This window comes from Nonomuraea sp. NPDC001699 (assembly GCF_053596455.1).
This window is the reverse complement of the sequence record NZ_JBSFGF010000027.1, coordinates 60,774-84,209: the sequence shown is the minus strand read 5'-3', so window position 1 is coordinate 84,209 and position 23,436 is coordinate 60,774. Positions and strand designations below refer to the sequence as shown.

Sequence of the window (23,436 nt, the reverse complement as noted above, 5' to 3'; positions counted from 1 at the left end):
ATTTGTCCTGTGTGGATCTTGACGAGGTGGCCGGCCGCCTCTACGCAGTCCCGCCGGCGGAGTTCACCGCCGCCCGCGCGGCCGAGGCGAGCGCGGCCAAGGCGGCGGGCGACGTACGGCTCTCCCGCGACATCGCAAAGCTGCGCAAGCCCACCGTCTCGGCCTGGGCGGTCAACCGGCTGGCCCGGGAGCACCCCGGTGAGCTGGCCGACCTGCTCGGCGTGGGGGAGCGGCTGCGCGCGGCGTGGCAGGCGCAGGACGCCGACGCGCTGGCCGAGCTGACCCAGCGGCGCGGCGAGGTCACCGCCAAGGTGGCGCGGCTGGCCAGGCAGGCGGGCGGCCTGTCGGCGGCGGCCGCCACGGAGGTGGACCAGACGCTGGACGCCGCCGTCGTGGACGCCGGCGCCGCCGACCAGGTACGGGCCGGCCGCCTGGCCAGGCCGCTCAGCTACAGCGGCTTCGCCCCCGCCCCCGTCACCGCGCCCCGATCCGAGCCGTCGCGGAGGCGCGGACCGTCCGGGAAGGACCCGGCGGCCGAGGAGAAGGCCCGCGCGGAGGCCGAGGCCAGGCAAGCGCGGGAAGCCGGTAAGGCGCGAGAGCGGGAGGAGGCCGAGGCGGCCCACCGGGAGTGGGCCGAGACGCTGGAGTCGGTCACCCGCGAGTACGACGAACGCGCCGAGAAGGTCGCCCGACTGGAACGCAAGCTCGCCAAGGCCCGCAAGAGGCTGGAGGAGGTCCGGCAACGGCTCCAGGTCACCCGCCGGGAGGAACGCCACGCGCGGCAGCGGCTGGGCTGAGGTGGACGAATTCCGTACGCCGGAAGGAGGGGCGATGACGCCCTGGACGCCCGCCGACATCCCGGACCTCACCGGCAGAACGGCCGTCGTGACCGGCGCCAACAGCGGCCTCGGCCTGCCCACCGCCCGCGAGCCGCCCCGGGTGTCCGCGTGGTGACGGTCTCCAGCGAGGCGCCGACCTGGCCGGTGCGAGCCTGACCAGCGTGGCCACCCACCTGGGGGCCCCGCGACCCACATCTTCAAGCTGGGGCCCCTACAGCCCCTCCTGGGCGTGTTCCTGCAGTCGGGCGCCGTCCCCTCCCTGTAAGCCGCCACATCACCGGCGGGAGTTCGTCGGCCCGCGGCTGAAGCTGCTCACGCCCTCGGCGAGGGCCAGGGCTGGTCCTGGGTCAGCGCAGGCCGTGGGCCAGGTGGGCGCACACGGGGAAGCCCGTGGCGGCGTACGGGGCGGCCAGGCGGTCGTAGCAGGCCCTGACGCGGGCGGCGGTCTCCGGCGGCTGCCCGGCGATCGTCTCGAAGCGCGGGCCGCCCGCCTCGACGACGCCGGTCCACCAGGCGGCGACGTCCACCCGGTGCCGCCAGCGCAGGGTCCGCACGCCCACCTCCGTGAAGCCCGCCGCCTCCAGCAGCCCGGCGAACCGCTCGGGCCGGTCCACGGCGGCGAAGGGGCGGGCCGGGGGTTCGTACGGGACCCCTGCCGCCGCCAGGGCCTCGGCGAAGACGTTCGTGGCCGTCATCTCGTCGGACTTCCACCAGGTCAGCGCGACGGCGCCGCCGGGACGCAGTACGCGGTGCAGCTCCGCGAGCGTCGCCGGGGTGTCGGCGACGTGGTTGATGACGAAGTTGCCCGCCACGGCGTCGAAGGAGGCGTCCTCGAACGGCAGGACGGGCAGGGTGGCCCGGCGGACCGTGGCGCCGGGGTGGCGGCGGGCGACCAGCTCCAGCATGGCGGGGTCGGCGTCCACGGCGGTGACCGCGGCGCCGGTCGCGAGCGCGGCGGCCGTGACCACGCCGGTGCCGCACCCGACGTCGAGCACCCGCTCGGGACGCCGCTCTCGACGCCGCCCCGGGCGCTGTCCGGGGCGCTGTCCCGGGTGCTGTCCCGGACCGCGGGCCAGGGCGGCGAGCAGCGATTCGACGGTGTGCGAGCTGAGCCGCGCGAAGCCGCGGTCGTAGGCCTCAGGGTCCCTCACGGGCCACGAGCCTACCCCGGAGCCGAAATCTAACATCTTCACGTGAAATTTCGCCTCCTTCCCTGTTTTAGGGCGAAATCTCAGGCTTATGGTCGTCGCCATGACCATCGACGCCTTCATCGACGCGCTTCCCAAGGTGGAACTGCACGTACATCTGGTCGGCTCGGCCTCGGTAGCCACCGTGCTGGAGCTGTCCCGTCGCCACCCCGGAAGCGAGGTCCCGACCACCGAGGAGGAGCTGCGCCGCTTCTACACCTTCCTCGACTTCCCTCACTTCGCCCGTGTGTACCAGGCCGTCAACAGGCTCGTCCGCGAGCCCGAGGACGTCGCCACCCTCGTCCTCGGCCTGGCCAAGGACCTCGCCTCCCAGGGCGGCCGGTACGCCGAGCTCCAGGTCACCCCGTACGCCCACCACGTGGTCGGGATGCCCATGCGCGAGGTGACCGAGGCCCTCGACCTGGCCGCCCGGCGTTCCCTGACCGAGCACGGCGTGGAGATGGCCTACATCTTCGACATCCCCGGCGAGTACGGCGAGGAGTCCGCCCGGGTCACCGTCGAGCACGCCCTGAGCGAACCTCCCGCCGCATTGGTAGGTTTCGGCATCGGAGGCATCGAACAGGAGCGTCCCAAGTACCGCGACGCCTACCGCGACGCCTTCTCCGCCGCACGCGCCGCCGGCCTGCACAGCGTCCCGCACGGCGGCGAGATGAGCGGCCCCGAGACGATGTGGGAGGTCATCGAGGGTTACGGCGCCGAGCGCATCGGCCACGGCATCAACTGCCTGTCCGACCCCCGCCTGGTCGCCCACCTGCGCGAGACCCAGCTCCCCCTGGACGTCTGCCCCACCTCCAACGTCTGCACCGGCCAGGTGCCCGACCTCGCCGCCCACCCGCTGCCCCGGATGCTGGAGGAGGGCCTGTACGTCACCCTCAACAGCGACGACCCGCCCATGTTCGGCACCACCCTGGCCGGGGAGTACCGGGCCGCCGCCCACGTGCTCGGCCTGGGCGCCCCCGAACTTGCACAACTCGCCCGCAACGCCGTCAACGCCTCCTACCTGGCCGCCGACCGCAAGCAGACTCTCCTCAAGGAGATCGACACCCTCACCACGACCGCCTGACCGCCCCCGGAGCCGCCGGTCGCGCAGCGGAGGTACGGCGAGACGTTCGCCTGTACCCCCGCTCCCGACCCCCTCTGACCTCAGGGGGAAGCCAGGCGGCCCAGCTCTGGGGGGATCTTGCCGGCGGCCGCGCGGTCCAGGAGGAACAGGGTGCCGGCTCGGCCGCGGGCGGCGGCGGCAGGCACCTGGACGGGGCCCGAGTCCGACAGCGCCAGGCGTACCGCGCCCGACTTCTCCTCGCCGGCCGCCACCACCCACACCTCGCGCGCCGCCTGGATGGCGGGCAGGGTCAGGGAGATGCGGGTGGGGGGCGGCTTGGGGGAGCCGTGCACGGAGACGACCGGGCGGGTGTCGTACAGGGCGGGCATGCCGGGGAACAGCGAGGCCACGTGCGCGTCGGGGCCCATGCCGAGGAGCATGACGTCGAAGGCCGGCACCGGGCCGTGGTCCTCGGGGCGGGCCGCGGCGCGCAGCTCGGCGGCGTACGCGTCGGCCGACTCCTCGGCCGTCAGGCCCGAGTCGGGGCCGCGCATGACGTGGACCCGGTCGGGGTCCAGGTCCACATGGTCGAGCAGCGCCTGGCGGGCGCCGGTCTCGTTGCGTTCCTTGTCACCGGTGGGCACGAAACGTTCGTCGCCCCACCAGACGTCCAGGCGCCGCCAGTCGACGGCGTCGCGGGCGGGCGTGGCGGCGATGGCGGCCAGCGTGGCGATGCCGACCGTGCCGCCGGTCAGCACGATCGAGGCCGACCCCCTGGCCGACTGCACGTCGACCAGGCGCGTGATGATGCGCGCCGCCACGGCCTTGGCCAGGACGTCGGCGTCGCGGTGCACGACAACGTTGGGAACGCTCACGACACTTCTTTCTGGAGTGAAGGGGGGTCAGCCCTTGTACGAACGGGCGAAACGCTTGACGGCGGCCTCGTAGACCTCGTCGCTGTCCAGCCGCCGCAGTTCCTCGGCCATCAGCTCGGAGGTGTGCCGCCTGGCCAGGGCCACGTTCCGGTCGGGCTGACCGGGACGCGACAACGTGGCCAGCCGCGCGTCGGAGCGCACGACCGTCAGCTCGCCTTCGCTCACCTGCAGCCGCACGGCGGTCAGGCCGGGACCGGCCGACTCGGCCACCTTGACCGGCGCGCCCAGCCGCTCCGACAGCCACGCCGCCAGCAGCGACGCGCTCGGGTGGCCGGGGCTGCCCTCCACCACGCCCTTGCGCACCTTGCCCACCGGCTGGTCGAACGCGGCGGCCAGCAGGCTGCGCCACGGCGTCAGCCGGGCCCACGACAGGTCGGTGTCGCCGGGGGCGTAACCCTTGGCCCGGGTCACCAGCGACTTGACGCCGCCGTTCTCGAAGCCCTTGGCGTCGGTGATGCGTCGCTGGGCCAGGGCGCCGATCGAGTCCTTGGACGGCACGTCGGGCGCCGCGCCCGGCCACCAGGCCACCACGGGCGTGTCGGGCAGCAGCAGCGGGCTGACCACGGAGTCGGCGTGCTGGGTCAGCTCGCCGTACAGGCGCAGCACCACGACCTCGCCGGGGGTGTTCTCGCCGATGCGCAGCTCGGCGTCGAGCCGGTTGGGCTCGGCCTCCTCACGCTTGATCACCACGATGATGCGCGAGGGGTGCTCGCGGGCCGCCTCGGTGGCGGCGCGCAGCGCGTCGTACTGGTGGCGCTCCTCGGAGACCACCACGAGGGTCAGCACCATGCCGATGGCGGGCGCGCCCATCTGGTGGCGCAGCAGCATGAGCTGCGCCGAGATCTTGCCGGCCGTCGTGTCCGACAGCATGAAAGTCGTCACTAGAGTCTCCTCCACACGCGGCCGTCGCGCGCCATCATCGCGTCGGCCGACTCCGGGCCCCACGAGCCCGACTCGTACCCCTCGGGCTGTCCCTGCGTGGCCCAGAAGTCCTCGATCGGGTCGAGGATCGTCCAGGACAGCTCGACCTCGCGCTGGTGCGGGAAGAGCGGCGGGTCGCCGATCATGACGTCGAGCAGCAGCCGCTCGTACGCCTCGGGCGAGGACTCCAGGAACGACTCGCCGTAGGCGAAGTCCATCGACACGTCGCGCACCTCCATGGCGGTGCCCGGGACCTTCGACCCGAACCGCACGGTGATGCCCTCGTCCGGCTGCACGCGGACGACCAGGGCGTTCTGGCCCAGGATCTCGGTGTCGGTCTTGCTGAAGGGAAGGTGCGGCGCCCGCTGGAACACCACGGCCACCTCGGTGACCCGGCGGCCCAGCCGCTTGCCGGTACGCAGGTAGAACGGCACCCCGGCCCACCGCCGGTTGGCGATCTCCAGCTTGATCGCCGCGTACGTCTCGGTGATCGACTCGGCGGGGATGCCCTCCTCCTGGAGGTAGCCGACGACCTTCTCGCCGCCCTGCCACCCGGCCGCGTACTGGCCGCGGGCCGTGTTGAGCCCCAGGTTGTCCGGCAGCCGCACGGCCTTGAGCACCTTCTCCTTCTCCCGGCGCAGCGCCGAGGCGTCGAAGGAGGTCGGGTCCTCCATGGCGACCAGCGCGAGGAGCTGGAGCAGGTGGTTCTGGATCACGTCGCGGGCCGCGCCGATGCCGTCGTAGTAGCCCGCGCGCCCGCCGATGCCGATGTCCTCGGCCATGGTGATCTGCACGTGGTCGACGAAGCTGCGGTTCCAGATGGGCTCGTACAGGTTGTTGGCGAAGCGCAACGCCAGGATGTTCTGGACCGTCTCCTTGCCCAGGTAGTGGTCGATCCGGAAGATCGAGCTCTCCGGGAACGCCGAGTTGGTGATCTCGTTCAGCTCGTGGGCCGACTTCAGGTCGTGGCCGAACGGCTTCTCGATGACCACCCGCCGCCACGACCCCTCGGGCGCGTCGGACAGCCCGGTGCGCTTGAGCTGCTCGACCACCACGGGGAAGAACTTGGGCGGCACCGACAGGTAGAAAGCGTAGTTGCCGCCCGTGCCACGGGTCTGGTCGATCTCCGCCAACGCCATCGCCAGCGCGTCGAAGGCTCCGTCGTCGGAGAACTCGCCCGGCACGAAATGGATGCCTTCGAGGATCTGCTTCCAGACCTCCTCGCGGAACGGCGTACGCGCGTGCGCCTTGACGGCGTCGTGCGTCAACTGGGCGAAGTCCTGGTCCTTCCAATCGCGCCTGGCGAAACCGACCAGCGAGAAACCGGGCGGCAGCAGGCCGCGGTTGCCCAGGTCGTAAATGGCCGGCAACAGTTTGCGCTTGGCCAGGTCGCCCGTCACGCCGAACAGCACCAGCACGCACGGCCCCGCCACCCGCGGCAGCCGCTTGTCCCGTGGGTCGCGCAACGGGTTGGCCTCCGCGACCTCCAATGTCGTGGCGGTGTTCGCCACGGCCGCCGCCACCGCGACGACCTCTTCCTCAGGAGATGCCTGATCAGTCATCTCAAACCTCCTGTGCGGCTGCGAGCAAATGCGCGACACCCGTCGCGCGGTCCGTCAAATGCAGGCGTACGGCGGGCCGTCCGCGGGTCTCCAGCGAGGCCAGGTCGCCCAGCGCCTGCGCGAGCTGGAGCCGTCCCAGCGTGTACGGCTGTCCCGGGACCGCGACGTCGTCGGTCACCGCCCCGGTGATCTGCAGGAACACGCCGTTCTGCGGCCCGCCCTTGTGGTACTGGCCGGTGGAGTGCAGGAAACGCGGCCCCCATCCGAACGTCACCGGCCGGTTGGTGCGGATGGCGAGCAGGGCGCGCAGCGTGGCGGCGTCGGCCATCATCCACGCGTCGGTCATCTGCTCGAAGTCGGCCCCCTCGGGCACGGGCGCGTCGAAGGCGGCCAGCCGGTCGAGATAGGCCATCACGGTCAGGTAGCCGTCGTGCGGGATGGCCTTCAGCAGCTCGGCCAGCACGCCGGGCAGGTCGTGCGACCGGACCGCGCCGTAGACCTCGACGGGCCCGTCGACCAGCGTGGGCGCGCCGAGCGGCAGGTCGGGCAGGGCCAGCAGGGCCGCGGTGTTCTCCTTGGACTCGGCCACGTTCGGCTGGTCGAACGGGTCGATCTCCAGCAGCAGCCCGGCCACGGCGGTCGCGTACTCCCAGACCAGGAACTGGCCGCCGAGCGGCCCGTCGACGCGTACGGCGCCGTCGTCGGACTCGATCGCGACGATCAGCTCGTCGTGGGTGTGGTTGGGGTCGGCGTTGACGATGGGCAGGATGCCCCTGCCCTGCTTGCCGGTGGACTCGGCGACGAGCTGCTCGATCCAGCCGGGCAGCCCGTTGATGCCGGAGAGCTGGTCCTCCAGGACGAGCTTGTCGCGCCCGGCCAGCGCCGCGCCGCCGAGCGCCGCGCCCAGGTCGAGCCCGGGGTTGCCGACGTCCTGCGACAGCAGCGGCAGCACCTCCTCGGCATCGTCCAGCAGCCGTTCGACGTCGGCCCCGGCCAGCGCGCTGGGCACCAGCCCGAACGCCGACAGCGCCGAGTAGCGGCCGCCCACGTCGGGAACGGCCAGGACCAGGTGGTAGCCGCCGTCGATCGCCCGCTGCTCCAGCGGCGAGCCGTGGTCGGTGACGACCACGATCCGGTCGGCGGGCGCGATGCCCGCCTCGGTGAAGATCTGTTCGTAGATGCGCAGGTGGCAGTCGGTCTCGACGGTCGAGCCGCTCTTGCTGGCCACCACCACGACCGTGGACTCCAGCAGGTCGTCCAGGGCCCGCCTGACCTGCGCGGGGTCGGTCGTGTCGAGCACGGTCAGCGGCACGTCGGCGGTCTGGCAGATCACCTCGGGAGCCAGCGACGAGCCGCCCATCCCGACCAGCACCACGTTCGTCAGGCCCTCGGCCCGCGCCCGCTCCACGAGCTTGCCCAGCTCGGGAAGGAGCTCGCGGGAGGTGCGCGGCAGCGTCAGCCAGCCGAGCCGGACCGCCGCCACCGCCTCGGCGTCCTCGCCCCACAGCGTGGGGTCGCCGCCGGCCAGCCGCGCGGGCACGCCGTCGGCGACGAGGCGCCCCGCGACGGAGGAGGCGGCCGCGGCCACCCCCTCCTCGCGGTAGGACACCTCGATCATGGCACCAGATTCTTGGTGACGCTCTCGAGCAGCTCGTTCCAGGACGCCTCGAACTTCTCGACGCCCTCCTCCTCCAGCACGCGGACCACGTCGTCGTAGTCGATACCGGCGTCCTTGAGCGCGGCCATGGTGTTCCAGGCCTGCTCGTAGAAGGGGCGCACGGTGTCGCCGGTGACCTGGGCGTGGTCGGCGGTGGCGTCGAGGGTCTTCTCCGGCATCGTGTTGACGGTGCCGGGGGCGACGAGCTGGTCGACGTACATGGTGTCGGAGTACTCGGGGTTCTTCACCCCGGTCGAGGCCCACAGCGGGCGCTGCGGACGGGCGCCCGCGGCGCGCAGGCGCTGCCAGCGCTCGGAGCTGACGACCTCCTCGTAGGCGGCATAGGCCAGGCGCGCGTTGGCGATGCCCGCCTTGCCCTTCAGCTCCGGCTTGCCGAGCTGGTCGAGCCGCTTGTCGATCTCGGTGTCGACGCGGCTGACGAAGAACGAGGCCACCGACTCGATCGCGGCCAGGTCGAGGCCCTTGGCCTGCGCGGCCTCCAGACCGGTCAGCCAGGCGTCCATGACCGCGCGGTAGCGCTCCAGGGAGAAGATCAGCGTGACGTTGACGCTGATGCCCTCCGAGAGCGCCTGCGTGATCGCGGGCAGGCCCTCAAGGGTGGCCGGGATCTTGATGAACAGGTTGGGCCGGTCGACCATCCACCACAGCGCCCTGGCCTCGGCCACGGTCTTCTCGCTCTCGCGGGCCAGACGCGGGTCGACCTCCAGCGAGACGCGGCCGTCTACGCCGTCGGTGGCGTCGTAGACCGGGCGCAGCACGTCGGCGGCCCAGCGGATGTCGTACGTGGTGATCGCGCGTACGGCCTCCTCCACGGTGACGCCGCGTACGGCCAGGTCGTGGAGCTGGGCGTTGTAGGCGTCGCCCTTGCTGAGCGCGCCGGCGAAGATCGTCGGGTTGGAGGTGACCCCGACGACGTTCTTGTCCCGGATCAGCTGCTCAAGGTTGCCCGTGCGCAGCCGTTCGCGGCTGATGTCGTCGAGCCAGACGGAGACGCCCTGGCCGGACAGCTTGTTGAGGTTGTCGCTCATCTTCTTCTCAGTTTCCCGTCGTCTCGCCCTTGTCCTGACCCAGCTTGGCGAGGCTCGCCTTGGCCGCCGCCGCCACCCGCTCGGCCGTGAGCCCGAACTGCTCGTACAGCGTCTTGTACGGCGCCGAGGCGCCGAAGTGCTCCAGGCTGACCACTTCGCCGCACTCGCCGACGAACTGGTGCCAGCCGAGCGCGACGCCGGCCTCGACCGCGACCCGAGCCCTGATGGCGCTCGGCAGGACGGTCTGCCGGTAAGCGGAGTCCTGCCCGTTGAACCACTCGACACACGGCATCGACACCACGCGTGTGGAGATGCCCTGCGCCTCCAGCAGCTCGCGGCCCTGGACGGCCACCTCGACCTCGCTGCCGGTGGCGATCAGGATCACGTGCGGCTGGCCGTCGGAGGCCTCGCGCAGCACGTAGCCGCCGCGGGCCACGCCGTCGGCGTTGGTGCCCTCGTAGACCGGCACGTTCTGCCTGGTCAGAGCCAGGGCGGCGGGACGGTCGGTGTGCTCCAGGATCGTCTTCCACGCGTACGCGGTCTCGTTGGCGTCGGCCGGGCGGACGACGTCGAGGCCGGGGATCGCGCGCAGCGCCCACAGGTGCTCGATCGGCTGGTGGGTGGGGCCGTCCTCGCCGAGGCCGATGGAGTCGTGCGTCCACACGTAGGTGACCGGCAGCTTCATCAGCGCCGCCAGGCGCACCGAGGGCCGCATGTAGTCGGAGAAGACCAGGAACGTGCCGCCGTACGGGCGGGTGCCGCCGTGCAGGGCGATGCCGTTGAGGATCGCGCCCATGGCGTGCTCGCGGATGCCGAAGTGCAGCGTGCGGCCGTAGCGGTTACCGGGGAAGTCCTTGGTCTGGTACTCCTCGGGGATGAAGGACGGCTCGCCCTTCATCGTGGTCAGGTTCGACTCGGCCAGGTCGGCCGAGCCGCCCCACAGCTCGGGCAGCACCGGCGCCAGCGCGCCCAGCACCTCGCCGCTGGCCTTGCGGGTGGCCATCGAGGAGCCGGTCTCGAACTCGGGCAGGGCCGTGGCCCAGCCGGCGGGCAGCTCGCGGTGGGAGATGCGGTCGAACTCCTTGGCCCGCTCGGGGTTGGCCAGGCGCCATTCCGCGTATCCCTTGTCCCACTCGGCGCGGTCGGCGCGGCCGCGGGCGACCACCTCGCGGGCGTGCTGGAGCACCTCGGCCGAGACGTCGAAGCTCTTGGCCGGGTCCATGCCCAGGATCTCCTTGGTCGCGGCGATCTCCGCCTCGCCCAGGGCCGCGCCGTGGATCTTGCCGGTGTTCTTCTTGTTCGGCGCCGGCCAGCCGATGATCGTGCGCAGCCGGATGAACGAGGGCCGGTCGGTCTCGGCCTTGGCCGCCTCCAGCGCCTCGTAGAGCGCCTGGACGTCCTCCTCGTACTCGCCGCCCGCGGTCCAGTCGACGCTCTCGGTGTGCCAGCCGTAGGCCTCGTAGCGCTTGACGACGTCCTCGGACTTGGCGATGAGGGTGTCGTCCTCGATGGAGATGTGGTTGTCGTCGTACACCACGACGAGGTTGCCCAGCTTCTGGTGGCCGGCCAGGGCGCTGGCCTCGTGGCTGATGCCCTCCTCGATGTCGCCGTCGCTGACGAAGCACCAGATGTGGTGGTCGAACGGCGAGGCGCCGCGCTCGGCGTCGGGGTCGAACAGGCCGCGCTCGCGGCGGGCCGCCATCGCCATGCCGACCGCGTTGCCCAGACCCTGGCCAAGCGGGCCGGTGGTGGTCTCGACGCCGGCGGTGTGGCCGTGCTCGGGGTGACCCGGCGTCAGGCTGTCCCACTGGCGCAGGCGGCGCAGGTCGTCGAGCGTGAGGCCGTAGCCGGACAGGTAGAGCTGGATGTAGAGCGTCAGGCTGGTGTGGCCGCACGACAGCACGAACCGGTCGCGGCCCGCCCAGTTGGGGTCGCTCGGGTCGTGGCGCATCACGCGCTGGAACAGCAGGTATGCGGCGGGGGCCAGGCTCATGGCGGTGCCGGGGTGACCCGAGCCCGCCTTCTCCACTGCGTCCATCGCCAGGGCCCGGACGACGTCGACGGCCTTCTTGTCGAGGTCGGTCCACTCAAGGGCTGGCACGAGTTCGGTGCTCAAGTGCTCGATCTCCGGAATCTAGTTGTCATTTGGCAGTACCTGTTGGCTATCCCGCCCACACGGGACCCTAACCGAGTGGAGCTGGCGATCGATTCCCATTCCACCCTCGCGTGTCCACGAATGGCTCAAGCCCCCCATTGGCCGGACCGTCCGGCCCTGCGACTACAGTTTGTTTGTTCGCAGAGGCGTCACGGCGCCACTCATCGATCCGCTCCAATCAGAGGTTACGCGTTGACTCCGCACAGGCTGGAAGCGCCTTGACGGTGCTGACCAACAGGCAGGCCACGGCCCCCTCGACCGAGTCCGGGGCGCCGCGCACGTTCGGCATGGTCGTGAAGGCCTACGTCGCGCTCACCAAGCCGCGGATCATCGAGCTGCTGCTGATCACGACCCTGCCGGTGATGTTCCTCGCGGCCGGCGGCCTGCCGCCGCTGTGGAGGTCGGTCGCCGTCATGGTGTTCGGCACCCTGTCGGCGGGCAGCGCCAACGCGCTCAACTGCTACGTCGACCGCGACATCGACCAGAAGATGCGGCGCACCCGCCGCCGGCCGCTGGCCAGGCACCAGGTGTCGCCGCGCGGCGCGCTGGTGTTCGGGATCGTTCTGGGGATTTTGTCCACTGTTGGCCTGTGGGTCACCACCAATTGGCTGGCAGCGGTGCTGTCCACCGGCGCGATCCTGTTCTACGTGATCGTCTACTCGATGATCCTGAAGCGGCGCACCGCCCAGAACATCGTCTGGGGCGGCATCGCGGGCTGCATGCCGGTCATGATCGGCTGGGCGGGCATCACCGAGCGGCTCGACTGGGCGCCCCTGGTGCTGTTCGGCGTGGTGTTCTTCTGGACGCCGCCCCACACCTGGACCCTCGCCATGCGCTACAAGGAGGACTACGCGGCGGCGAAGGTGCCGATGCTGCCGGTGGTGGCCACCGAGCGGCGGGTGATCCTGGAGTCCGTGGCCTACACCTGGGCGACCGTGCTGTGCTCGCTGGCGTTGTGGCCGGTGGCCGGCACCACGCTGTTCTACCCGGTCGTCGCGGCGGTGCTCGGCGTGGTCTGCCTGTGGGAGGTCCACCGCCTGCTGGCCCGGCTCAACGCCGGCAGGAGCGGCGTCGACCTGCGCCCGATGCGGTTCTTCCACTGGTCCAACGCCTACCTCGCGCTGCTCTTCCTCGCCGTCGCGATCGACCCGCTGCTGGCCTGATCCCGTGCCCGCCGTCCGCGACGCCGCCGGAGCGCGTGTCCGCAGGGTGAGGAGTGGCTGTCCCGCGCGGGCGGCCCACACGGGCACCGGCCCTTCGATCCGTTAAAGTCACGGTATGGCGACCCGTGATCCACGCTGGGTGTTGAAGGACCGCCCGTCATTCGCGTTGATCACCGGGCTGGTCCTCACCGGCATCTGCGCCCTGGTCTCGTTCTCCTTCGACGTGATCAACGGCGAGCCGGTGCAGTTCTTCATCGCGCTCGTGCTCGCCCTGGCGCCGGTGCCGCTGCTGCTGGCCGCCGTGCTGGCGCTCGACCGCATGGAGCCCGAGCCGCGCAGCAACCTGATCTTCGCCTTCGCCTGGGGCGCGGGCATCGCCGTGCTGGTCGCCGGCGCGATCAACTCGCTCAACCTCCACTACTTCATCGACACCGCCAAGCTCTCGCCGACCAGCGCCCGCAACCTGGCCGCCACCTTCGGCGCGCCGGTGGTCGAGGAGACGATGAAGGGCCTGGTACTGCTCGGCCTGCTCAAGTTCCGCAGGGCCGAGCTCGACGGCCCCACCGACGGCATCATCTACGCCAGCATGGTCGGCCTCGGCTTCGCCATGAGCGAGAACGTCAGCTACTACCTGTCGGCGCTCAACGGCAACGGCGTCAGCAGCCTGGCCGTCACCGTGGTGCTGCGCGGCGTCCTGTCGCCCTTCGCCCATCCGCTGTTCAGCTCGATGATCGGGGTGGCCGTCGCGTACGCGGCCCAGCGCGAAGGGCCCGAGCGGGTCTTCCTGGTGCTGGCCGGCTGGTCGGGGGCGATGATCCTGCACGGCCTGTGGAACGGCCTGGCCTCCTACGGCGGCTTCCCCGGGCTCGTGGTGGCCTACCTGGCGCTGCTGGTGGTGCTCGTCGTGCTGATCGGCGTGGTGTTCAGGGACCGGCGGCGCATCGTCGCGCTCATCCAGACCTACCTGCCGCCGTACGAGCCGACCAAGCTGGTCGGGGCGGCCGACATCTACATGTTGTCCACGTTCGCCAGGCGCCGCCAGGCCAGGCAGTGGGCCAGGGCCTACGGCGGCAAGAAGGGCGTGCGCGCGATGCGCGACTACCAGCTCGCCGCCACCGAGCTGGGCCTGCTGCACGAGCGGGCGGCCCGCCACATGGTCGACGAGCAGGCCTTCCACGAGGAGCAGCGCGCCCTGCTGGAGTGCATGAGCACCGCCCGCGCCGACTTCCCGGTGCCGCCCGTGCACGCCCACCGCATGTCCAGGGGCACCCCGCCGCCCGGCTACGCGCCCGGCGCGCCGCCCCCGCGCTGAGCCAGGATCTCGGTCAGCGAGACCTCACGCGGCCCGGGGTAGACCGGGTCGGAGTGCAGCAGCAGCGCGTCGACGACGGCCTTGCCGGTGGCCAGCAGCTCGCGGGTGGCGTAGACGTACGTGGTGGCCGCCCACTGGCGGGTGGAGTCGTCGCCCACGCCGAACGTCTCCAGCCCGGCCGTCCGGCACAGCGCCACGGCCCTCGGCAGGTGGAAGACCTGGGTGACGACGGTGACGCGTTCGGCGCCGAACACCCGGCGGGCCCGTACGCAGGAGTCCCAGGTGTCGAACCCGGCGTAGTCGAGCACGATCACGCCCGCCGGCACGCCTCTGCGTACCAGGTAGTCGCGCATGGCGGTGGGCTCGTCGTAGTCCTTGCGGCTGTTGTCGCCCGACAGCAGCAGCGCGCGCACCTTGCCCGCCCGGTAGAGCTCGGCGGCGAGGTCGAGCCGCCGGGCCAGCATGGGTGTGGGCTGCGCGCCCCACAGGCCCGCGCCGAGCACCAGCGCGGCCTGCGTGGACGGCACCCGGCCCAGCCAGCCGCCCGTGTCGGCCACCACGCGGTGGGGCGAGCTGTCGAGCCAGGCCCACGTCATGGGCGCCAGGGCGAGCACGCTGACCAGCACCAGCCCCTGGTACGCGCGGCGCAGCAGCCTGCGCGAGAGCCTAGGAAGTCGCAGCACACCCCATACCCTCGCACAAGGGGTCAGACCGTGGCGGGCGCTTCCGCAGGAGCGGCGGCGGCCGGGGCCTCCAGCGGGCCTCGGGTGCGCAGTGCGGTGACCACCCGCAGCGCGGCGATCCACACCAGCGAGGCGCCGAGCACGTGCAGCAGCACCAGCGCGGCCGGCACGGCCAGGAAGTACTGGGTGTAGCCGATCACGCCCTGGGCCAGCTCGACCGCGAACAGCCCGAGCGCGGCCCGCCGGGCCGGTCGCGGCGCGCCGGTCACGCGCAGCGCGAACAGCAGCGCGAAGGTCAGGCCGACGACGACGTAGACGATGTCGGCGTGCAGCCGGGCCACGGTCTCGATGTCGAAGCCGAACCGGGAGGCGATGACGTCGCCCGAGTGCGGGCCCGTGCCGCTGACCACCACGCCCGCCACCAGCAGCACGGCCGTGGCCGCGAGCAGCGCGTAGCCGAGCGGCCGGATGTCGCGGTGGGCGACCCCGGCGGCCGGGCCGTCGCCCTCGCCGGCGCGGGCGTAGAGCATCCAGCAGGCGGCGATCAGGGCCATGGAGATCAGGAAGTGCATGCCGACCGTGAACGGGCTGAGCGCGCTCCTGACCACCAGCCCGCCCCACAGGGCCTGGGCCAGCACGCCCGCCGGTTGCAGCAGCGCCAGGCGCACCAGCGCCCGCCGGCGCGGGGCCAGGCGCAGCGCCGCGAGCACGCACGCCGCGCCCACCGCGAGCACCAGGAACGTCAGCAGCCGGTTGCCGAACTCGATGAGCATCGTGAGCATCGACATCTCGGGATGGGCGATCGGCACGAAGCTGTCGGGAGTGCACCTCGGCCAGGTCGGGCAGCCGAGCCCGGAACCGGTCACCCGCACCCCCGCGCCGGTCACCGCGATGCCCGCGTTGGCCACCACGGAGGCCAGCGCCCAGCCGCGCATCGAGCGCGTGGTCGGCGCCCAGAACGAGCGCAGGGCGCGGACGAGGACGTTGGGGCGGCCGGTGGATTCCTTCACGTCAACGATGGTACGGGCCAGGTGGGACGGTCCCGTCAGGGGCTTCTCCGCAGCCCGACAATGTGACATGTTACTCCTGGCGGCTTCCTCGACCCGGCCCGGAGGGGTTCACAAGGTGATCACTACTGTCGACTACCACACGGGCGGCGAGCCGTTCCGGATCGTCACCGCGGGCGTGCCCGAGATCCCCGGCGCGGACGTGCTCACCCGGCGGGAGAACGCCCCCGGCCACGCCGACCACGTCCGGCGGCTGCTGTGCCACGAGCCGCGCGGGCACGCCGACATGTACGGCTGCTTCCTGGTCCCGCCCGACGACGCCGGGGCGCATCTGGGCGTGCTGTTCTGGCACAAGGACGGCTTCTCCACCGCCTGCGGGCACGGCACGATCGCGCTCGGGGCGTACGCGGTGCACGAGGGGCTGGTCGAGGCCGATCCCGACGGGGAGACCGACGTGGTGGTGGACGTGCCGTCGGGGCGGGTCAGGGCCCGGGTGCGGTGCTCGGGCGGACGGGTGGAGGGGGTGACGTTCGTGAGCGTCCCGTCGTACGTGATCGCGCGGGACGTGGACGCCGCCGGGAGCAAGGTTGACATTTCGTATGGCGGGGCGATTTATGCGTCTGTTTCGGCGAGGTCGCTGGGGTTGTCCGTCGAGCCGCGCCACCTGACCGCCCTCGTCGAGCACGCCCGCCGCCTCAAGACCGCCCTGGCCGGCCACCCCGCCACCCGCCACCCGCGCGACGACCGGCTCTCCGGCGTCTACGGCGTGATCTTCCACGAGGACCTGCCGGGCGACGAGCCGCCGGACGCGGCCGGGGGCATCCGCCAGCGCAACGTCACCGTCTTCGCCGACGGCGAGGTGGACCGGTCGCCGTGCGGCTCGGGCACCGCCGCCAGGATGGCGCTGCTGCACGAGGAGGGCCTGCGCGGCACGCTGGTCCACGAGAGCATCGTCGGGTCCGTCTTCCGGGCGCGCGTGGCCGGGGTGACGCCCGAGGGGATCGTGCCGGAGATCGAGGGCATGGCCTACCGCACCGGCAGGCACGTCTTCGAGCTCGATCCCGCCGACCCGATCGGAACGGGGTTCACGCTGCGATGAGCGACCTGCCCTACATCGACGGGGACACGCTGGAGCGGCTGGTGCCGGTCGGGCGCGCGGTGGCCGTGCTCGAACAGGCCCTGCGCGCCGGGCTCGACCCCGAGCTGACGCCCCGGCGGCCCGTCGTGGACCTGCCGGCCGGGCAGCTCCTGCTCATGCCCGCGGCCGCCGGGCGCTACGCCGGGGTCAAGGCCGTCACCGTCACACCCGCCAACCCCGGGCGCGGGCTGCCCCGCGTCCAGGGCACGTACCTGCTGCTGGACGGCGACACCCTGGCCCCGCTGGCCGCCCTGGACGGCATCGCGCTCACGTCCCTGCGCACCCCCGCCGTCTCCGCGCTGGCCGTCGCACACCTGGCCGAGCCGGACGCCCGCCGCCTGGTGGTATTCGGCAGCGGGCCGCAGGCGTACGGCCACGTCCTGGCCCTGCGCGAGGTACGTCCCGTCGAGCACGTCACGGTCGTCGGCCGCGACCCCGTCCGCGCCGCCGCCCTGGCCGGCCGCTGCCGCGACCTGGGCCTGGCCGCGCAGGCCCATGGCGCGGACGCCCCGGCGGCGGCGGACGCGGTCCGGGCCGCCGACCTCGTCGCCTGCTGCACCACCGCCGCCGAGCCGCTGTTCCCCGGTAAGCTCGCCCGCGACGGCGTCACCGTGGTCGCGGTCGGGTCGCACGAGCCCGGCGTCCGGGAGCTCGACGGCGACCTCGTCGCCCGCGCCACCGTGGTCGTCGAGGCCAGGTCGGCCGCCCTGGAGGAGGCCGGCGACGTGATCATCCCGATCCGCCACGGTACGATCACCTCTGGTCATCTCGCCGGAAACCTCGCCGAGCTGATCGCCGGAAGGGTGGTGGCCGGTCCCGGCCCGCGGGTGTTCAAGAGCACCGGCATGGCGTGGGAGGACCTGGTGGTGGCCGCGGCCGCGTACGAGGCGTGGAAGTAGGAGGGAAGGCGGATGACTGCCGAGGACCGGCTCGACCTGCCCATGGTGGGGGAGCGGCAGAGCCTGCGCGAGCAGGTCGCGCACGCGCTGCGGGCCGCGCTGATCACCGGTGAGATGCGGCCAGGGGTGGTCTACTCCGCGCCCGTGCTCGCCGCGCAGTTCGGCGTCTCGGCCACGCCGGTCCGCGAGGCGATGCTCGACCTGGCGAAGGAGGGCCTGGTCGAGGCCGTGCGCAACAAGGGCTTCCGGGTGACCGAGCTGTCCGACCGCGACCTCGACGAGCTGACCCAGATCCGCGAGCTGATCGAGGTGCCCACCGTCTCGCGGCTGGCCGACAGCGCCCGTGCCGAGGAGTTCGAACGGCTGCGCCCGGTCGCCCAGGAGATCGTCTCGGCCGCCGACCGGGGCGACCTGCTCGCCTACGTCGACGCCGACCTGCGCTTCCACCTGGAGCTGCTGGCCCTGTCCGGCAACGTCCACCTGGTGGGCGTGGTGCGCGACCTGCGCAACCGGGCCCGGCTCTACGGCCTGTCCCAGCTCGCCGAGCGCGGCTCGCTGACCGACTCCGCCCGGGAGCACCTGGCCCTGCTCGACGCGCTCAAGAGCGGCGACGGCGCGGCGGTCGGCCACCTCATGGGCGAGCACATCGGCCACGTCCGGGGCATCTGGGCCGAGCACTGACCCGGCCGCGATTCTTTGCCGTCCGAATTTAGAAGGTTTGTCCGTTTTGGGGTAATGTGTTTGTGAAAGCTTTCACGAACTGATCTACGTGAAGCTGCACAAGCCCGGTCACGCGGAAGCCCGCTCCGCTGGCCTTTCCCGGGCTCGGCGACCCGCCCACCTGAAGCCGAGCCCTCCGCCGCGCGCCCGAGAGAACCCCATCCCCGCGGGCGCGCGGCGGCACCCTACCGCCCGTTCATCCGGGTGGAGCCCAGGCTCGCGGCCACGACGCACACGATCGCCGCCCACTGCTGCACATGCAGGACTTCGCCCAGCACCAGTACACCCGCCATCGCCGCCACCGCCGGTTCGAGGCTCATGAGAATGCCGAACACGTGCTTGGGCATGCGCCGCAGCGCGTGGAGCTCCAGCGAGTACGGGATCACCGACGACAGCAGCCCCACGCCCAGCCCGATCAGCAGCAGGGACGGCTGCAACAGGTCGGCGCCGCCGGTCGTGACGCCCACCGGCGCGATCACCAGCGCAGAGACGATCATCGCGAACGACAGCCCGGTGGTGCCGGGGAACCGCCCTCCGGCCGCGGCCGACAGCAGGATGTAGCCCGCCCAGCACGCGCCCGCCACCAGGGCGAACCCGATGCCGATCCACCAGCTCGCCGACGCCTGCTGCCCCCAGGGCGCCAGCAGCGCCACGCCGAGGCCCGCCAGGCCGATCCAGGCCAGGTCGAGCCTGCGCCGGGAGGCGGCCACGGCCACGCCCAGCGGGCCGAGGAACTCGATCGCCACCGCGACGCCCATCGGCAGCCGCGACAGGGCCTCGTAGTAGGACAGGTTCATCAGGGCGAGCGTCAGGCCGAAGCCGACCCCGACCGCCCAGTCGCGCCACCCCAGCCCCTTGAGCTTCGGCCTGGCCACCGCCGCCATGATCAGACCGCCGGCGGCGATGCGCAGGAACACCACGGCGCTCGGCGGCAGGACGGAGAACAGCTCCTTGGCGAACGCGGCGCCGAGCTGCACCGAGACGATGGACAGCAGGACGAGCGACGAGGGCGGGATCGAGTCCGCGGCCTGGCGCAGCAGGCGCCCGGGCCGGGGCAGCGCCTGCCGGCGATCGAAGGGATCGTCGAGGGCGAAGTCGGTCACGGAACACCTCGGAGGAAGCTGGGACAGTCGTCAGAGATTACTGACCTCGTACGACATCTCCGCACAGCGGGGTGGCGCGCCCCTCACTCCCACCTGAACAGGCGCGAGACCAGGGCCAGGGTCAGCACGGCCCAGCCGGCCAGGACGAGCACGGGCCCCAGCGGCAGCGCCGCCCCCTGGGCGAGCACCGCGCGCAGGCCGCCGGTCAGCGCCGAGATCGGCAGCAGCTCCAGGACCGGCCGCGCGCCCTCGGGGAACTTCGACAGCGGGAACACCACCCCGCCCGCCCCCAGCAGCACCAGGTAGACCAGGTTGGCCGCGGCCAGCGTCGCCTCGGCCCGCAGCGTGCCCGCCATGAGCAGCCCGAGGCCGCTGAAGGCCGCCGTGCCCAGCACGACCAGCACCGCGGCGGCCAGGAAAGACCCGTGGGGCCGCCAGCCCAGCGCCAGCCCGACGGCCACGATCACCGCGGCCTGGATGACCTCCACGGCCACCACCGCGCCCGTCTTGGCCAGCATAAGGCCGGCCCTGGACAGCGGGGTCGCGCCCAGCCGCTTCAGCACGCCGTAGCGGCGCTCGAAGCCGGTGCCGATGGCCTGCCCGGTGAAGGCGGTGGACATGACGGCCAGCGCCAGCACGCCGGGGACCAGGAAGTCGACCCGCCGGCCGCCGCCGACGTCGACCAGCGGCGCCAGCGAGAAACCGACCAGCAGCAGCACCGGGATGATCAGCGTGAGCAGGAGCTGCTCGCCGTTGCGGAGCATCGTGCGGACCTCGGAGCCGGCCTGCGCGAGCACCATGCGCGGGAAGGGCGCGGCGCCCGGAGCGGGCGAGAGGTCGAGCGCGGGCGTCATCGCAGCTCCCTGCCGGTCAGTTCGAGGAAGACGTCTTCGAGGGTGCGGCGCTCGATGCGCAGGTCGTCGGCCGTGACGCCCTCGGCCGCGCACCAGGCCGTGACCGTGGCCAGCAGCTCGGGCCCGACCTGGCCCTCGATGATGTAGTGGCCGGCGGGCGACTCCTTGGCCGCGCTGCCCGCCGGGAGCGCGTTGAGCAGCTCCTCCAGCGTGAGCCCCGGCCTGGCCCTGAACCTGAGCTGCCGCTCGGCCCCGGTCAGCGAGGCCGGGCTGCCCTCGGCCACCACCCGCCCCCTGTCGATGATCACGACGTGGTCGGCCAGCCGCTCGGCCTCCTCCATGTGGTGGGTGGTCAGCACCACCGACACCCCGGCGGTGCGCAGCTCGCCGACCAGCTCCCAGCAGGCGTGCCGGGCCTGCGGGTCGAGACCGGCGGTCGGCTCGTCGAGGAAGACCAGCTCCGGCCTGCCGATCACGGCCGCGGCCAGCGAGAGCCGCTGCTGCTGCCCGCCCGAAAGCCGCCGGTAGGCGGTGCGCGCGTGCTCGGCCAGCCCGAGCCGGGTCAGCAGCGCGCCGGGGTCGTGGGGACGGGCGTAGAAGCGCGAGACCAGGTGCAGCCACTCGGCGCAGCGCATCGCCGGCGGCACCCCGCCGGCCTGGAGCATCACCCCGACGCGCGGGCGCAGCTCGGGCAGCGTGGGCGACAGGCCGAGCACCCGCACCGTGCCGGAGTCGGCCTTGCGGAACCCCTCGCAGATCTCGACCGTGGACGTCTTGCCCGCGCCGTTGGGCCCGAGGACGGCGGTGACCGCGCCGCGGCCGGCCCGCAGGGTGAGGCCGTCGAGGGCGGTCCTGCCGCCGTAGCGTTTGACCAGGTCGACGATCTCGACGGCTGGGGAATCCATGGCACGAGTTTAGGGACTGCGCCGGGCGGTCCGGCCCCCAGGTACGCGCCCGGCGAACGGGCGGCGGGCCCCCTGCCCGGAAATGGACGGCTCTTGACCGGACCGTTCCCCGCGAAGGCGTGAGAACGGGGGGAAGCGCGGCGATGAGCTCCACGTCTGAGGAGGTTGCATGTCGCGACGCAGTGAGTACGACCCAGGAGTCCCGTGCTGGGTGGACCTGGCCAGCACCGACGTCCCCGGCTCGGTCCGGTTCTACGGGGACCTGTTCGGCTGGCGGGCCGACATGGTGGACGACCCGGCGGCCGGCGGCTACGGGATGTTCGTCCACGAGGGCAGCAAGGTCGCCGGGATCGGCCCCGCCCGCGACGGCGGCCCGGCCTCGATGTGGAACACCTACGTCGCCACCGACGACGCCGCCGCCCTGGCCGGCCGGGTCAGGGACGCCGGCGGGACCGTCGTGGCCGAGCCCATGGCGATCTTCGACGAGGGCACCATGACCGTCCTGCTGGCCCCGGACGGCTCCTACGCCGGAGCCTGGCAGGCGGCCGCCCACGCGGGGGCCGAGCTGGTCAACGAGCCCGGCGCGTTCTGCTGGAACGAGCTGTACACGCGCGACGTGCCGGCCGCCGAGCGCTTCTACGCGGCGGTCTTCGGCTGGACGTCGCGCACGTCGGACCTGGGCGGCATGGCCTACACCGAGTGGACGGCGGGGGAGACGGGCGTGGCGGGCATGATGCCGATGCCCGAGGAGGCCCCGGCGGACCTGCCGTCCTTCTGGCTGACCTACTTCGCGGTCGCCGACCTGGACGTGGCCCTGCACACCGCCGCCGACGCGGGCGCGGACGTGCTCACCTGCGTGACCGAGGCGCCGCCCGGCCGGTTCGCGCAGCTGATCGACCCGCAGGGCGCGGCCTTCGGGGTCATCCAACTGAACGAAACCGCCTGAAATATCTGATAACCGGGAATTAGGAGGACCGAATCCCGGTTTGATCCCTCGGCCCTCGTGGGTCATCGGCCTGCGAGGGAGAGGGGTTCGGGCATGTCCGTGGCAGAAGCCGCGTCCGCCGCCATGGGAAGCAAGGGCGAGGCCAAGGGCGGGAGGCGGGGGCTGCTGCTGGTCATCCTGGGCGCGCTGTCGGCGATCGGCCCGCTGTCCATCGACATGTACCTGCCCGCGCTGCCCGCCATCACCGAGGAGATGCTCAGCGCTCCGGCGCAGGTCCAGCTCACCCTCACCGCGTGCCTCATCGGCGTCTCCGTCGGCCAGGTCGTCGCCGGGCCGGTCAGCGACGTGCGCGGGCGCCGCGTCCCGCTGATCGTGGGCGTGGCCGGGTTCATGGTGGCCTCGCTGCTGTGCGCGTTCGCGCCCTCGGTGCCCGTGCTGATCGTGCTGCGGCTGCTCCAGGGCGTCCTGGGCGGTGCCGCGCTGGTCATCGTGCGCGCGGTCGTCCGCGACCTGTACGACGGCGCCGCCATCGCCCGCATCTTCGCCACGCTCATGCTGGTCAGCGGCCTGGCCCCGATCCTGGCCCCCATCGCGGGGGCCCAGCTGCTCGCCTTCACCTCCTGGCGCGGCGTGTTCGTGGCGCTCAGCCTCGCCGGGCTCGTGCTGCTGCTGGCCGTGCTGCCGGGCGTGCGCGAGACGCTGCCCGCCGGTCAGCGCGAGAGCGGCGGGCTCGCGCACACCGTGCGCACCTTCTGGCAGCTTCTGCGCGACCGCTCGTTCATGGGCTGCGCGCTCACCGCCGGGCTGGCCTTCGCGGCGATGTTCGGCTACATCTCCGGCTCGCCGTTCGTGCTCCAGCAGGTGTACGGCGCCACCCCGCAGCAGTACTCGCTCATCTTCGGCCTCAACGCGCTCGGCCTGACCGTGATGGCCCAGGTCGGCGGCCGCCTGTCGGGCCGCGTGGAGCCCGCCCGCCTGGTCGTCGCCGGGCTGGTCACCGCCCTGGTGGGCGCGGGGCTGCTGCTGACCGCCGCGCTCAGCGGGCTCGGCCTGGCCGGCATCGTGGCGGGCCTGTTCGTGATCATGCTGGGCCAGGGGCTCGTCCTGCCCGGCACCGGCGCGCTGGCCCTGGCCGGGCAGCCCGCCCAGATCGCGGGCAGCGCCTCGGCGCTGCTCGGCGTGATGCAGTTCGCGCTGGGCGCCGTGGCGGCCCCGCTGGTCGGCCTGGCGGGCGAGGGCACGGCCCTGCCGATGGCCTGCGTGATGCTCGGGCTGATCACGTGCTCGGCGCTCGCGTTCGCCCTTCTGGGACGCCGGCAGGTTAGGTAAGCCTAACCT

22 protein-coding genes are annotated in these 23,436 nt (G+C 72.5%); 10 read left to right on the top strand and 12 right to left on the bottom strand.

Annotation, left to right across the window (positions count from 1 at the left end; all coding sequences use genetic code 11):
- The first annotated feature begins 11 nt into the window (after positions 1 to 11).
- Complete coding sequence (locus ACWCSU_RS44845) at positions 12 to 797, top strand: hypothetical protein (protein ID WP_449942534.1); 786 nt, start codon at positions 12 to 14, stop codon at positions 795 to 797.
- A 34-nt stretch (positions 798 to 831) separates the two neighbouring features.
- On the top strand, positions 832 to 954 hold the full coding sequence (locus ACWCSU_RS44840) for a hypothetical protein (RefSeq protein WP_449942533.1): 123 nt from the start codon (positions 832 to 834) through the stop codon (positions 952 to 954).
- A 232-nt stretch (positions 955 to 1,186) separates the two neighbouring features.
- Here the strand turns inward: ACWCSU_RS44840 and ACWCSU_RS44835 are convergent, their stop codons facing one another.
- Entirely contained in the window at positions 1,187 to 1,990 is an 804-nt protein-coding gene (locus ACWCSU_RS44835) for a class I SAM-dependent methyltransferase (protein ID WP_449942532.1), read from the bottom strand.
- A gap of 100 nt (positions 1,991 to 2,090) precedes the next feature.
- Between ACWCSU_RS44835 and add the strand changes: the two genes are divergently transcribed.
- Entirely contained in the window at positions 2,091 to 3,110 is a 1,020-nt protein-coding gene (gene add / locus ACWCSU_RS44830) for an adenosine deaminase (RefSeq protein WP_449942531.1), read from the top strand.
- Between the two features lie 80 nt (positions 3,111 to 3,190).
- On the opposite strand, the gene pgl is transcribed toward add, so the two are convergent.
- Genes pgl through tkt form a run of 6 tightly spaced genes read right to left on the bottom strand, consistent with a single transcriptional unit; the run spans position 3,191 to position 11,329 of the window.
- A complete protein-coding gene (pgl, locus tag ACWCSU_RS44825) occupies positions 3,191 to 3,964 on the bottom strand; it encodes a 6-phosphogluconolactonase (RefSeq protein ID WP_357705747.1) in 774 nt (257 codons plus the stop codon).
- A 27-nt stretch (positions 3,965 to 3,991) separates the two neighbouring features.
- Positions 3,992 to 4,906 carry a glucose-6-phosphate dehydrogenase assembly protein OpcA gene (locus tag ACWCSU_RS44820; protein WP_357705748.1) on the bottom strand — a complete coding sequence of 305 codons (915 nt, stop codon included), beginning with the start codon at positions 4,904 to 4,906 and terminating at the stop codon, positions 3,992 to 3,994.
- Positions 4,906 to 6,507 (bottom strand): glucose-6-phosphate dehydrogenase, encoded by a 1,602-nt coding sequence (zwf, locus tag ACWCSU_RS44815; protein WP_449942530.1) that lies wholly within the window; start codon positions 6,505 to 6,507, stop codon positions 4,906 to 4,908. Before zwf ends, ACWCSU_RS44820 begins: the two co-directional genes overlap by 1 nt.
- Before the next feature lies 1 nt (position 6,508).
- The gene (locus ACWCSU_RS44810; protein ID WP_449942529.1) at positions 6,509 to 8,125 is read right to left on the bottom strand and encodes a glucose-6-phosphate isomerase; all 1,617 of its coding nucleotides are present in this window, start codon (positions 8,123 to 8,125) and stop codon (positions 6,509 to 6,511) included.
- Positions 8,122 to 9,213 carry a transaldolase gene (gene tal / locus ACWCSU_RS44805; protein ID WP_449942528.1) on the bottom strand — a complete coding sequence of 364 codons (1,092 nt, stop codon included), beginning with the start codon at positions 9,211 to 9,213 and terminating at the stop codon, positions 8,122 to 8,124. Before tal ends, ACWCSU_RS44810 begins: the two co-directional genes overlap by 4 nt.
- Positions 9,214 to 9,220: 7 nt before the next feature.
- Entirely contained in the window at positions 9,221 to 11,329 is a 2,109-nt protein-coding gene (gene tkt, locus ACWCSU_RS44800) for a transketolase (RefSeq protein WP_357705752.1), read from the bottom strand.
- Between the two features lie 257 nt (positions 11,330 to 11,586).
- Here tkt and ACWCSU_RS44795 point away from each other — a divergent pair, with 257 nt between their 5' ends.
- Both ACWCSU_RS44795 and ACWCSU_RS44790 read left to right on the top strand, forming a co-directional pair.
- A complete protein-coding gene (locus ACWCSU_RS44795) occupies positions 11,587 to 12,531 on the top strand; it encodes a heme o synthase (protein ID WP_357705753.1) in 945 nt (314 codons plus the stop codon).
- A 115-nt stretch (positions 12,532 to 12,646) separates the two neighbouring features.
- Positions 12,647 to 13,843 carry a PrsW family intramembrane metalloprotease gene (locus tag ACWCSU_RS44790; RefSeq protein WP_357705754.1) on the top strand — a complete coding sequence of 399 codons (1,197 nt, stop codon included), beginning with the start codon at positions 12,647 to 12,649 and terminating at the stop codon, positions 13,841 to 13,843.
- On the opposite strand, the gene ACWCSU_RS44785 is transcribed toward ACWCSU_RS44790, so the two are convergent.
- Together ACWCSU_RS44785 and ACWCSU_RS44780 are read right to left on the bottom strand one after the other, a co-directional pair.
- Positions 13,813 to 14,526, bottom strand: coding sequence for a SanA/YdcF family protein (locus ACWCSU_RS44785; RefSeq protein WP_449942527.1), 714 nt, complete (start codon positions 14,524 to 14,526; stop codon positions 13,813 to 13,815). The two genes, ACWCSU_RS44790 and ACWCSU_RS44785, sit on opposite strands and share 31 nt — an antisense overlap.
- A gap of 23 nt (positions 14,527 to 14,549) precedes the next feature.
- Positions 14,550 to 15,536, bottom strand: coding sequence for a COX15/CtaA family protein (locus ACWCSU_RS44780; RefSeq protein WP_449942526.1), 987 nt, complete (start codon positions 15,534 to 15,536; stop codon positions 14,550 to 14,552).
- 115 nt (positions 15,537 to 15,651) lie between these two features.
- Here ACWCSU_RS44780 and ACWCSU_RS44775 point away from each other — a divergent pair, with 115 nt between their 5' ends.
- From ACWCSU_RS44775 to ACWCSU_RS44765, 3 genes are read left to right on the top strand one after another with little or no spacing between them, the layout of a single operon-like run.
- Positions 15,652 to 16,632: a proline racemase family protein gene (locus tag ACWCSU_RS44775; RefSeq protein WP_449942525.1), complete on the top strand. Its 981-nt coding sequence runs from the start codon at positions 15,652 to 15,654 to the stop codon at positions 16,630 to 16,632.
- The gene (locus ACWCSU_RS44770; RefSeq protein ID WP_449942524.1) at positions 16,629 to 17,570 is read left to right on the top strand and encodes an ornithine cyclodeaminase family protein; all 942 of its coding nucleotides are present in this window, start codon (positions 16,629 to 16,631) and stop codon (positions 17,568 to 17,570) included. Before ACWCSU_RS44775 ends, ACWCSU_RS44770 begins: the two co-directional genes overlap by 4 nt.
- 12 nt (positions 17,571 to 17,582) lie before the next feature.
- A complete protein-coding gene (locus ACWCSU_RS44765; protein WP_449942523.1) occupies positions 17,583 to 18,251 on the top strand; it encodes a GntR family transcriptional regulator in 669 nt (222 codons plus the stop codon).
- A gap of 224 nt (positions 18,252 to 18,475) precedes the next feature.
- Here the strand turns inward: ACWCSU_RS44765 and ACWCSU_RS44760 are convergent, their stop codons facing one another.
- The 3 genes from ACWCSU_RS44760 to ACWCSU_RS44750 all read right to left on the bottom strand — a co-directional run bounded on the left by ACWCSU_RS44760 (position 18,476) and on the right by ACWCSU_RS44750 (position 21,152).
- The gene (locus ACWCSU_RS44760) at positions 18,476 to 19,393 is read right to left on the bottom strand and encodes an EamA family transporter (RefSeq protein ID WP_364098425.1); all 918 of its coding nucleotides are present in this window, start codon (positions 19,391 to 19,393) and stop codon (positions 18,476 to 18,478) included.
- A gap of 83 nt (positions 19,394 to 19,476) precedes the next feature.
- Positions 19,477 to 20,247 carry an ABC transporter permease gene (locus ACWCSU_RS44755; protein WP_357705761.1) on the bottom strand — a complete coding sequence of 257 codons (771 nt, stop codon included), beginning with the start codon at positions 20,245 to 20,247 and terminating at the stop codon, positions 19,477 to 19,479.
- Complete coding sequence (locus tag ACWCSU_RS44750) at positions 20,244 to 21,152, bottom strand: ABC transporter ATP-binding protein (RefSeq protein WP_357705762.1); 909 nt, start codon at positions 21,150 to 21,152, stop codon at positions 20,244 to 20,246. The genes ACWCSU_RS44755 and ACWCSU_RS44750 overlap by 4 nt, the downstream gene beginning before the upstream one ends.
- 169 nt (positions 21,153 to 21,321) lie before the next feature.
- Here ACWCSU_RS44750 and ACWCSU_RS44745 point away from each other — a divergent pair, with 169 nt between their 5' ends.
- Together ACWCSU_RS44745 and ACWCSU_RS44740 are read left to right on the top strand one after the other, a co-directional pair.
- Positions 21,322 to 22,098 carry a VOC family protein gene (locus ACWCSU_RS44745; protein WP_449942522.1) on the top strand — a complete coding sequence of 259 codons (777 nt, stop codon included), beginning with the start codon at positions 21,322 to 21,324 and terminating at the stop codon, positions 22,096 to 22,098.
- Between the two features lie 93 nt (positions 22,099 to 22,191).
- A complete protein-coding gene (locus tag ACWCSU_RS44740; RefSeq protein ID WP_449942521.1) occupies positions 22,192 to 23,427 on the top strand; it encodes a multidrug effflux MFS transporter in 1,236 nt (411 codons plus the stop codon).
- The last annotated feature ends 9 nt before the right edge of the window (positions 23,428 to 23,436 follow it).

Coding starts and splice junctions, on each gene's coding strand:
- ACWCSU_RS44840 (WP_449942533.1), top strand. CDS start 832: ATGACGCCCTGGACGCCCGCCGACATCCCGGACCTCACCGGCAGAACG.
- add (WP_449942531.1), top strand. CDS start 2,091: ATGACCATCGACGCCTTCATCGACGCGCTTCCCAAGGTGGAACTGCAC.
- zwf (WP_449942530.1), bottom strand. CDS start 6,507: ATGACTGATCAGGCATCTCCTGAGGAAGAGGTCGTCGCGGTGGCGGCG.
- ACWCSU_RS44810 (WP_449942529.1), bottom strand. CDS start 8,125: ATGATCGAGGTGTCCTACCGCGAGGAGGGGGTGGCCGCGGCCGCCTCC.
- tal (WP_449942528.1), bottom strand. CDS start 9,213: ATGAGCGACAACCTCAACAAGCTGTCCGGCCAGGGCGTCTCCGTCTGG.
- ACWCSU_RS44790 (WP_357705754.1), top strand. CDS start 12,647: ATGGCGACCCGTGATCCACGCTGGGTGTTGAAGGACCGCCCGTCATTC.
- ACWCSU_RS44770 (WP_449942524.1), top strand. CDS start 16,629: ATGAGCGACCTGCCCTACATCGACGGGGACACGCTGGAGCGGCTGGTG.
- ACWCSU_RS44765 (WP_449942523.1), top strand. CDS start 17,583: ATGACTGCCGAGGACCGGCTCGACCTGCCCATGGTGGGGGAGCGGCAG.
- ACWCSU_RS44755 (WP_357705761.1), bottom strand. CDS start 20,247: ATGACGCCCGCGCTCGACCTCTCGCCCGCTCCGGGCGCCGCGCCCTTC.
- ACWCSU_RS44750 (WP_357705762.1), bottom strand. CDS start 21,152: ATGGATTCCCCAGCCGTCGAGATCGTCGACCTGGTCAAACGCTACGGC.
- ACWCSU_RS44745 (WP_449942522.1), top strand. CDS start 21,322: ATGTCGCGACGCAGTGAGTACGACCCAGGAGTCCCGTGCTGGGTGGAC.
- ACWCSU_RS44740 (WP_449942521.1), top strand. CDS start 22,192: ATGTCCGTGGCAGAAGCCGCGTCCGCCGCCATGGGAAGCAAGGGCGAG.